Here is a 7,971-nt window from a genome sequence, read left to right as displayed (position 1 = left end):
CGCAACCTGACCAACCAACGCCGCCGCGTACGGTTGGCCTGCACACATCAAACGATCAACCCAGCGGCATGAGGGTGAGCTTCCCCCTCAAAGTCGAAGAGCCCAATTGTCAGTGCCGAGATAATACGGGGACACTCTGTTGATGTTTCCCGGCCAGCAGAGGTCCTCCATCCTTGGCAGTGGCTGCGGAGCGCCGGTCCGCGCGTTGTCGCCGACGAAACTATCCAGCGGTGGCGACTGGATCACTGTCGGCTCCGACCGCGTCGCCCGTCTGGACGTCAGGGCCACGATTCGCACCCACGACGACGAGCTGGTGTTCCTCACCGTGACCGGCCGCGCCACGATGTCGGACGAGGTGATCAATCGGCTGTTCGCCGGCGAAACCATCGGCTGGGAGGAGATGCACGCCCGGTCCGCGCCGCTGTTCGAGACCGGCGCGGACGGCTACGCGTGGCTGAACTCCGCCGCCGCCGTCAAGAACTGTCCCTCAACCACGTCGACTACGCGTCTACAGCATCCGATGATCAGTGGATCGCACACCTTCGCGTCCGGCGGGTGCCCCCGTGAGGCGTCATCCCACCGGCGACGGAGGGTTCGGGAGGAAGGCGGCGCGTAGTGCCTCGCTCACCGTGGCCGTCGCCGGGCCGTCGCACCGGCCGGCCCGGGTGACGAGCAGGACACGCGGAGCGGGTAGCCCCGGCGTGTCGATCGTGGCCAGCTTTCCGGCGCGAATGGACTCCTCGACGGCGACACGTGGCAGGACACTGAGCCCGAGATCGGCTGCGACACAGGCGCGGATCGCATCCACACTGCCGAAGCGACTCACCTTCGCACGGCCACTGGCTGCCATGCCAAGTCGCCGGGCCACCACGTCGCCGTAGCTGCATCCCTCCTCCAGCAGCAGGAACTCGTGCTCGGCGAGACGCTGCCAGCTGACACGCCGTCCCACCAGCGGGTGATCCGGTGCGCAGATGACGGCCAGCCGTTCCGTGCCGATCCGTTCGCCACCGATGCCGGCGTTGGTCAGCTCGCATTCGAATACCAGCGCCAGGTCGGCGGACCCGTTTCCCAGTGCGTCAAGGGCAGCCGTGGTGCCGGCGGCAGCCACCGACAGCTGCACCTGGGGATGGTGTTGCCGCAGGAACATGGCTACCTGTGGCAGGCGATGACCGCAAAGGGTGCCGGGGGCGACCAGGCGGACGGCGCAGTGACCGTCGGCCGGGTCGGCGATCCGCTCGGCCTCCGCGGCCAGGTCGAGCATTTGCCGGGCGAGCGGCAGCAAGCGCCGTCCGTGCGCGGTCAGGACGACTCGGGTGGGTAGCCGGTCGAACAGTCGCACTCCGAGCCTCTGCTCCAGGGACTGAATGTGCGCGCTGACGGTGGATTGGGCGAACGCCAGGTCCTGGGCGGTCGCGGTGAAGCTGCCTGTGTCGTGCAGCGAGACGAATGTCCGCAGCAGCCGCGTGTCCATGTAGCTCAGCCTATCGAAATCTTCGATGGAGGCATCCAAAAACATTCGTTGGACTCGATGGGCAAAGTGGTGCAGATTGATCACGGCTCACCGACTGACCGTGAAGACGAGCAGTTCGCCGTGCTTGCGCACGAGCGGAGCGAACCCGGTGCACCTCTCTGGGCCGAGGCCGCCTCGTGGCGGTCCACGTCCCGGTAACCCAACGCGCGGCGATAGGAGCTGACATGTGGCCGGACCTCGACGACAGGGGTCACCTCGTCGGATACGTGAACGACCGGCAGCCGAACAACTGGGGCCGTTGGGGGCCGGACGACGAGCTCGGAACCGTGAATTTCATCACCCCGGCCATGGTGACCGAGGCCGCGGGGTCGGTCCGCGACGGCCGGGCGGTGAGCTGCGCCATCCCGATCCAGGAGGTGATGCCGGTCAACCCGGCCCGGCCGGCGGTCGTGCACACGTTCATGTACACCGGTGTGGACTTCGCCGGGCCCGATGCGCACAAGGAGTTCAACGGGTTCCAGGGCAGCGACGATCACATCTCCATGCCGCTGCAGAGTTCGACCCACTGGGACGGGCTGGCTCATGTCGCCCACGACGACGCGATGTACAACGGCTTCTGGGCCGGGAACGTCGCCGCCTACAGCGGGGCCCGGCGCTGCGGCACCCATCTCCTCAAAGATCGGCTGGCGGGCAGGGGCGTCCTTCTGGACATCGCCCGGCATCTGGGAGTCGACCACCTGGCGCCCGGCCACGCGATCACCGTCGACGAACTGGACGCCTGTGCGGCGGCTCAGGACGTCGAGATCGGCACTGGCGACATCCTCCTGCTCCGTACCGGGGAGATGCCGTTCTTCTACGGGTTGCCGGACAAAGCCGAGTTCTGGCTCGCCGGATCGCCCGGACTGGCCATGGAGACAGTGGACTGGATCCATCACCGTGAGATCGCCGCGCTCGCTGTGGACAACATCGCGATCGAGGTGGTGCCGGCGCGACCGTACGAGGGCGGCTATCCGATGCACGCGCGGCTCATCCGCGATCTCGGCCTGACCATCGGCGAGTTGTGGTGGCTCGAAGAACTCACCGAGGCCTGCGAGGCGGCGAACCGATGGGAGTTCTTCCTGGTCGCGGCCCCGCTACACGTCACCAACGCCGCCGGTGCACCGATCAACCCCATCGCGTTTCTGTAGCCCGCTACGCCTCGCGCGATCAGACTCGCGCAATCAGAAGGGCAGTCCTCGTGCGTGTGACCGACCGGCGAACGTCCGAGATGGCGGTGTACCTCGTGCTGACCGCCGCGATGGCATTGTTCGGCAGTGCCTTCGCCGCGTCCAAGGTCCTGGCGGACACGCTGCCCCCCGAAGTCGCGGCGGCCCTGCGTTTCGGGTGTGGCGCGCTCGTCCTGCTGGTCTGGCTCGGTGCCACGGGTCGTGGGTTCGGCCTGCCGGCCCGCGACTGGCCGCGGATCCTGGTGGCGGGAGCTCTGGGCGTGTTCGCCTTCAACTGGCTGTTCTTCTGGGGGTTGCACCAGTCGCCGTCCGTCGACGGAAGCATCCTCGTGCCGGTGCTCAGCCCGGTGTTGACCACGGCGGTCTCGGCGTTGTTCCTCCGCGACACCGTCTCGCCCGCGCGGATCACCGGCCTGACCGTGGGTGTCGGCGGGGCGCTGCTGTTCCTCATCGGCGTGGGCGGCCCGGCGAACGGCCGGCGACTGATCGGCGACCTGGCCTACGTGGCCGGTGCGGGGGTCTGGGCCGCGTACACGTTGCTCGGCCGGCGAATTCTCGCAGGCATCGACCCGCTGAAGGCGACAGCCCTCACCACGTCTGCCGGCTCTCTCATGCTCCTCCTGGCAGCCGGGCCGGCACTGGCGTCCGTGGCCTGGTCGGGCCTGTCCGCCGGGATCTGGCTCACCATCGCCTACCTCGGCGTCTTCCCGACGGCCATCGCCTATGTCGCCTACTTTCACGGCATCCGATCGATCGGCCCGGCCCGTACTTCGATCATGATGTTGCTCGTCCCGGTCTTCGGTGCCTCAGGAAGCCTCATCGTGCTTCACGAGTCACTGACTCCCGTCCAATACGCGGGTGGCGCGCTGATGCTCGGCGGAGCCCTGCTCGCCGTGGCGCGCGACGCCTTCGCCGCACCGGCGCGCCGGCCACGGCGTGGCAGGGAGCCGATCCCGCTGAAACGCCCCCTCCGTCGCTGACGGTCCGCGGGTGCGCAAACCACGCGGTGCGCCGACCGGCCGTGACCGGCTTCCCCGGCGTCCGTCTCGCCTTTCGGGCGGTCGGCGCGGTACTGGGGCTCGCGTGTCCACATAGATCACGGCAAATCGTGGCACGGGGCACATCCCGTGCCGTCACGAACTCGCCCACCACCGGGTCGAGGTAACTACGCAAGGAAAGGGGGTGAGTTTCATGCGTAACTATGACTGGACCTGATCAGTTGACGCGCTTGTGGCAGGTCGCTCGGGTATCGACGGGTATCGGCGCCCGTAATGATCTGTCCCGGGCGTAACCCGGTGTACTGGTCGGCGGTGCCTCGCCTGTCTTTCCCGCTTGGCGCCGCCGACCTCCTTGGGGGAGTCGACACAGCGTGCTGCAGGGCCGTTCGCGTCCGGCTTCGGCCGACCGGCCCGCCAACGTCACGGATGACCGCGCGAATGCGTTCGTCGTCCCGGACCACGTCGGGATCGTGCTCCAGGAAGGCGAGCACGGTGGCGGCGATGCCGAAACCTGGAAGGCTCCACTCGGCCGGTGCCGCGATCCGGGCGGTGAAGTCGCGCTCGGCGCGCGCGATCGCGGTGTACGCAGCCACTCCTGCCGCTCCAGCACGACCCCAAGCACCAGTGAGGAGTACTTCATGATCCGGAGGCCCTCGGCCGTCGAGACCGCCACGTCTCTCCCCGCCTTCTTCGTCTTGCTCTTCGTCGTCGCGGTGCCCTTCTGGGTGGTCGGCGCGTTCACCGGCCATCTGCCCGGCGTGCCGATGCGGCTTCCGGTGAGCGCCCTGATGTTCCCGGGGCCGCTCCTCGTGGCCGTGTTCTTGCTGCGCCGCCGCGAGTCAGGCGCGACCCGGCTGCTGCTGCGCCGCGCCTTCGCTCCGCGGCGACTTGCCCACCCGGCCTGGCTGACGGCCACGTTCCTGCTCGTGCCCGGCATCGCCCTGCTCGGCTACGCGCTGGACAGAGCCATGGGCGGGGCATCATCCCAGGGCCTTGACGTCTCGATCCTGGCCGTGCCGCCGCTGTTCGCGCTGTTCTTCGCCGCGGCCGTGGCTGAGGAGGCGGGCTGGACGGGCTTCGCCCTCGACCCGCTGCGCGCCCGCTGGGGCGACCTGGGCGCCGCCCTCGTGCTTGGTGTGGTCTGGGGTTCGTGGCATCTGGTGCCGCTGGTTCAGGCGGGGCGCACACCGGGGTGGATCGCCTGGTGGGCGCTGGGGACGGTCGGCGCGAGACTGGTCATGGTCCGGCTGTACGTCGCCACCGGCGGCAGTGTGCTGTCGGCCGTGCTCCTGCACACGATGCTGAATCTCACCCAGTCGCTGCTTCCCGGCTACACGGCCGACACGAGTCTGATCGCCGCCGTCGCGGTCGTCACGGCGATCACCGGGGTCCTGTCGTTCCTCTGGCCGCGACGGGCAGGCCGGGCCGTTGGGCGTCCACCGCGCCCCTCGGTCACGAGGTCCTGACGACCGGTTGGCGATCCAGCTACGCCAGGACCGCGCGGCGGCTGTCCGGGCCCGCCGCGCGGTCGGCCGCCTGCTGCGCTCCTGACCGGCTGTTCCGGTCGATCCGCAGGTTCGTCCCAGGACTAAGCCCGCAGGGCCAGGATGACCTCGAGCTCGACCGGCATCTCCGCGGGCAGCGCGGTCGAGCCGAACACGAGCCTGCTGTGCCGGGTGGGCGCGAAGGCGATGTCGAACACTTCGGACGCGCCATCCGCAACGGTCGCATGGTCGCGGAAGCCAGCCGGGCAGGCTAGGTGCACGGCCAGCCTCACCACCCTGTCCACGGCATGCAAACCGACCTCCCCGTGCACCACGGCAAGGGCGTTCAGGGCCGCGGCCGAAGCCGCGGCGCGGCCTTGGGTGAGCTCCAGCTCCGCACCCAGGCGTCCGGTCATCAGCGGTGACCCACGGTGCAGGGGGAGCATCCCGCTGAGGAACATCAGATCGCCCACGCGGACGCCGGGCACGTACGCGCCCAGCGGCTGCGGTGCTTCGGGCAGGTGCAAGCCCGCGTCCCGCAGGCGCTGGAGAGATCCGCTCACTGGGGCACCATCCTCGTGTCAGGGGATACGTTCGCGACCGCGACGGGGCGGGCCGGGGCGGCCGTGCGCTCTTGCCGGGAGAAGCGCTCGGGTTCGGTCACGCGATCAGTGGGCCGATCGTCTGATCGGCTTGGCCGGGCGTCCAGCGCTCGCCGAGCAGCTTGTAGTTCATGCGAGGGAAGAAGCCGTGGCGAGAACCGACCTCCCCGCTGAGCAGGGTCATCCGTTCCACGGTGCGGGCGTTGGCGAGTCGTCCTGCGTCGAGATAGCGGAACGGCGTTCCTTCACCCAGCTGGATGACCTGCCGCTTCGCCTCCTCATCGTCGGAGACGACGTAGACGTCGCTGATCGCGCCCGCGAAATCAGGGGCGTCGAAGACCTCCCACCACACGTTCTTGAACGCGCCCACCACCCTGGTGCGCGGCAGCCGCTCAGCGATCTGCTCGGCGCCGCTCGTGTTCCAGGGAGTGATGAAGTCGGTGTAGTCCTGATTGAACGGGTTGGTGATATCGATCAGGATCTTGGCGGCCAACCGCTCGCTCATGGCCTCCAGTTGATCGAGGAGCCCGTCGCGAATGAAGATGGCCGGCAGGATCACCGGCGCGTCGAGAGCCTCCTGATATCCGCCGGCGGCAAGGCGGGGGTGAGCCAGCTTCGCGGCGATCCTCTGAGCCCGGGCGGTGTCACGAGACCCGAGTACGACCTCGTGGCCGGCCGCGCTGTACATCACCGCCAATCGAACTCCCATGCGCCCGGTGCCCAGAATGCCGATCTTCATAGTGCCGCTCCTTGTCGTGAGGAGTCCGGGGTGCGAGGGCTGATCGCCGCGCACCCGGCAGGACCATCGAACGGTCGAGAGCATAGCATCGAAACATAGTTATATAGCAATATTCCTAAGTATCTGGCTGGTAGCCTGGGCGCATGGGCGATGTGGAGCAGGCGGTCGACGAGGAGATTCTGCGCGCTCTCGCCAGCACCGCACGGCTCGACATCCTGCGCTGGCTCAAGGACCCCGCCGGCAACTTCGGTCGCCAGGAGATCGGTGACTTCGATGTCGAGGGCGTGTGCGTGTCGGTGATCCAGGATCGGGCGGGCATGTCGCAGCCGGCCGTCTCGGCGCACCTGAAGATCCTTCACCAGGCTGGGCTCGTGACGCGCAAGAAGATCGGTAACTGGCACTTCTACAGACGCGACGAGCTCGCCATACGGCGCTTCCTCGACACGCTGTCCACCGCACTCTGACAGCCGCTGGACGTTCGCCGGTTGGGTTCGTACCGTCGCAGCCTCCGCACCGTCACCGGATCGGCGAGCGGCGAGACGCCTCGGGGCGTGGCGACCTTCCATCCGGAGCCGGGCCGGCTCTCGGCCGCGTTCGTCTGGGAGTGGCTGTTGCGCGTGTTCGCGGCGGTGGAGTTCACCCGGGTCGTTCCCGCCTCGGGCAACCTGGCCGTCTGCGGGCAGCAGTTCTGGCCGGGCACCCACCGCGCCGGCCTCACCCTGACGCTGCGGGCCGATACCGGCACCGGAACGGAAGGTCACCTCGGGCGGGTAGAACTGCGTCCATGGACGTGATCAAGCTGCAGCAGGCGTTAGACGACCTCTTCGACCAGTCCCTGCTGCGGCACGGGTTCGTGGACCACCTGCGCGACTACCAGCTCGTGATCCTCCCGATGCCCGACCCCCGGACCGGGACCACGCCGCCGCGGCGTCGTTATCTGTTCCGGTACTGCGTGCAGGCCACCTGCGCCACCGCGTTGCCGGCCGACACCTGGCGGGTGTCGCTCGATGACCGGCTCACCACCTTCGAAACCGGCGTCGAGCTCGACGGGTACGTCTGGGGCGTCAACTGGCAGTCGCTCTATCCCGGCGCCACGCTCATCAGCGACTCACCCACCGCCCGCAGCTGGGCCGCGGCCATCGGCATCGATTTCCATGAAGTCCGGATCCAGACCAACGTGCACGACCTAACCCTGGTCTTCTCCGACCTGCACATCGAAGAACTTCCGCCCCCGTCGTGAGACGCCTGGAATGAGGTTGACGCGAATCCCGTCCGATCGTCTGGATCGGACGGGATTCGCGTTCTCCGATGTCTTCAGCGTGATCTGGCGTGGAACCCCGGGCGTTTACGACTTTGTTGGTCGATTCGGTTGATGATTGCCGGGTCGCGGGAGACGCTGAGGGGACTTGGGCCGCGGAGAGGACGAAGGAGGTTCTGTCGTGTCTCTGCGA

At 68.2% G+C, this 7,971-nt stretch carries 11 protein-coding genes; 7 read left to right on the top strand and 4 right to left on the bottom strand.

Annotation, left to right across the window (positions count from 1 at the left end):
* Positions 1 to 142 precede the first annotated feature (142 nt).
* On the top strand, positions 143 to 616 hold the full coding sequence (locus IEY82_RS38565; RefSeq protein WP_225264398.1) for a DUF3237 domain-containing protein: 474 nt from the start codon (positions 143 to 145) through the stop codon (positions 614 to 616).
* On the opposite strand, the gene IEY82_RS38560 is transcribed toward IEY82_RS38565, so the two are convergent.
* Positions 572 to 1,555 carry a LysR family transcriptional regulator gene (locus IEY82_RS38560; RefSeq protein WP_189129248.1) on the bottom strand — a complete coding sequence of 328 codons (984 nt, stop codon included), beginning with the start codon at positions 1,553 to 1,555 and terminating at the stop codon, positions 572 to 574. The two genes, IEY82_RS38565 and IEY82_RS38560, sit on opposite strands and share 45 nt — an antisense overlap.
* A gap of 140 nt (positions 1,556 to 1,695) precedes the next feature.
* Between IEY82_RS38560 and IEY82_RS38555 the strand changes: the two genes are divergently transcribed.
* Both IEY82_RS38555 and IEY82_RS38550 read left to right on the top strand, forming a co-directional pair.
* Positions 1,696 to 2,658 (top strand): cyclase family protein, encoded by a 963-nt coding sequence (locus IEY82_RS38555; RefSeq protein WP_189129247.1) that lies wholly within the window; start codon positions 1,696 to 1,698, stop codon positions 2,656 to 2,658.
* A 50-nt stretch (positions 2,659 to 2,708) separates the two neighbouring features.
* Entirely contained in the window at positions 2,709 to 3,677 is a 969-nt protein-coding gene (locus IEY82_RS38550; RefSeq protein WP_189129246.1) for a DMT family transporter, read from the top strand.
* A 209-nt stretch (positions 3,678 to 3,886) separates the two neighbouring features.
* On the opposite strand, the gene IEY82_RS38545 is transcribed toward IEY82_RS38550, so the two are convergent.
* A complete protein-coding gene (locus IEY82_RS38545) occupies positions 3,887 to 4,288 on the bottom strand; it encodes a hypothetical protein (RefSeq protein WP_189129245.1) in 402 nt (133 codons plus the stop codon).
* Between the two features lie 45 nt (positions 4,289 to 4,333).
* Between IEY82_RS38545 and IEY82_RS38540 the strand changes: the two genes are divergently transcribed.
* The gene (locus tag IEY82_RS38540; RefSeq protein ID WP_189129244.1) at positions 4,334 to 5,161 is read left to right on the top strand and encodes a CPBP family glutamic-type intramembrane protease; all 828 of its coding nucleotides are present in this window, start codon (positions 4,334 to 4,336) and stop codon (positions 5,159 to 5,161) included.
* Positions 5,162 to 5,283: 122 nt separating this feature from the next.
* On the opposite strand, the gene IEY82_RS38535 is transcribed toward IEY82_RS38540, so the two are convergent.
* A complete protein-coding gene (locus IEY82_RS38535; protein ID WP_189129243.1) occupies positions 5,284 to 5,742 on the bottom strand; it encodes a RidA family protein in 459 nt (152 codons plus the stop codon).
* A gap of 97 nt (positions 5,743 to 5,839) precedes the next feature.
* Complete coding sequence (locus IEY82_RS38530; protein ID WP_189129242.1) at positions 5,840 to 6,520, bottom strand: NADPH-dependent F420 reductase; 681 nt, start codon at positions 6,518 to 6,520, stop codon at positions 5,840 to 5,842.
* 143 nt (positions 6,521 to 6,663) lie between these two features.
* On the opposite strand from IEY82_RS38530, the gene IEY82_RS38525 reads away from it, so the two are divergent.
* The 3 genes from IEY82_RS38525 to IEY82_RS38515 are packed head-to-tail and all read left to right on the top strand — an operon-like array spanning position 6,664 to position 7,760.
* Positions 6,664 to 6,984, top strand: a complete 321-nt coding sequence (locus tag IEY82_RS38525; RefSeq protein ID WP_189129241.1) for an ArsR/SmtB family transcription factor — start codon at positions 6,664 to 6,666, stop codon at positions 6,982 to 6,984.
* Between the two features lie 21 nt (positions 6,985 to 7,005).
* Positions 7,006 to 7,314: a hypothetical protein gene (locus IEY82_RS38520; protein WP_189129249.1), complete on the top strand. Its 309-nt coding sequence runs from the start codon at positions 7,006 to 7,008 to the stop codon at positions 7,312 to 7,314.
* Positions 7,305 to 7,760 (top strand): YxiG-like protein, encoded by a 456-nt coding sequence (locus tag IEY82_RS38515; RefSeq protein WP_189129240.1) that lies wholly within the window; start codon positions 7,305 to 7,307, stop codon positions 7,758 to 7,760. The genes IEY82_RS38520 and IEY82_RS38515 overlap by 10 nt, the downstream gene beginning before the upstream one ends.
* Positions 7,761 to 7,971 lie beyond the last annotated feature (211 nt).

Source organism: Nonomuraea cavernae, assembly GCF_014646355.1.
GTDB classification, from domain to species: Bacteria; Actinomycetota; Actinomycetes; order Streptosporangiales; family Streptosporangiaceae; genus Nonomuraea; species Nonomuraea cavernae.
This window is presented reverse-complemented; position numbering and strand designations above follow the sequence as displayed.

What these genes read in the sequence shown, in the direction of transcription:
- IEY82_RS38515 (WP_189129240.1), top strand. Translation starts at nt 7,305, where the DNA reads ATGGACGTGATCAAGCTGCAGCAGGCGTTAGACGACCTCTTCGACCAG.
- IEY82_RS38530 (WP_189129242.1), bottom strand. Translation starts at nt 6,520, where the DNA reads ATGAAGATCGGCATTCTGGGCACCGGGCGCATGGGAGTTCGATTGGCG.
- IEY82_RS38540 (WP_189129244.1), top strand. Translation starts at nt 4,334, where the DNA reads ATGATCCGGAGGCCCTCGGCCGTCGAGACCGCCACGTCTCTCCCCGCC.
- IEY82_RS38525 (WP_189129241.1), top strand. Translation starts at nt 6,664, where the DNA reads ATGGGCGATGTGGAGCAGGCGGTCGACGAGGAGATTCTGCGCGCTCTC.
- IEY82_RS38565 (WP_225264398.1), top strand. Translation starts at nt 143, where the DNA reads ATGTTTCCCGGCCAGCAGAGGTCCTCCATCCTTGGCAGTGGCTGCGGA.
- IEY82_RS38555 (WP_189129247.1), top strand. Translation starts at nt 1,696, where the DNA reads ATGTGGCCGGACCTCGACGACAGGGGTCACCTCGTCGGATACGTGAAC.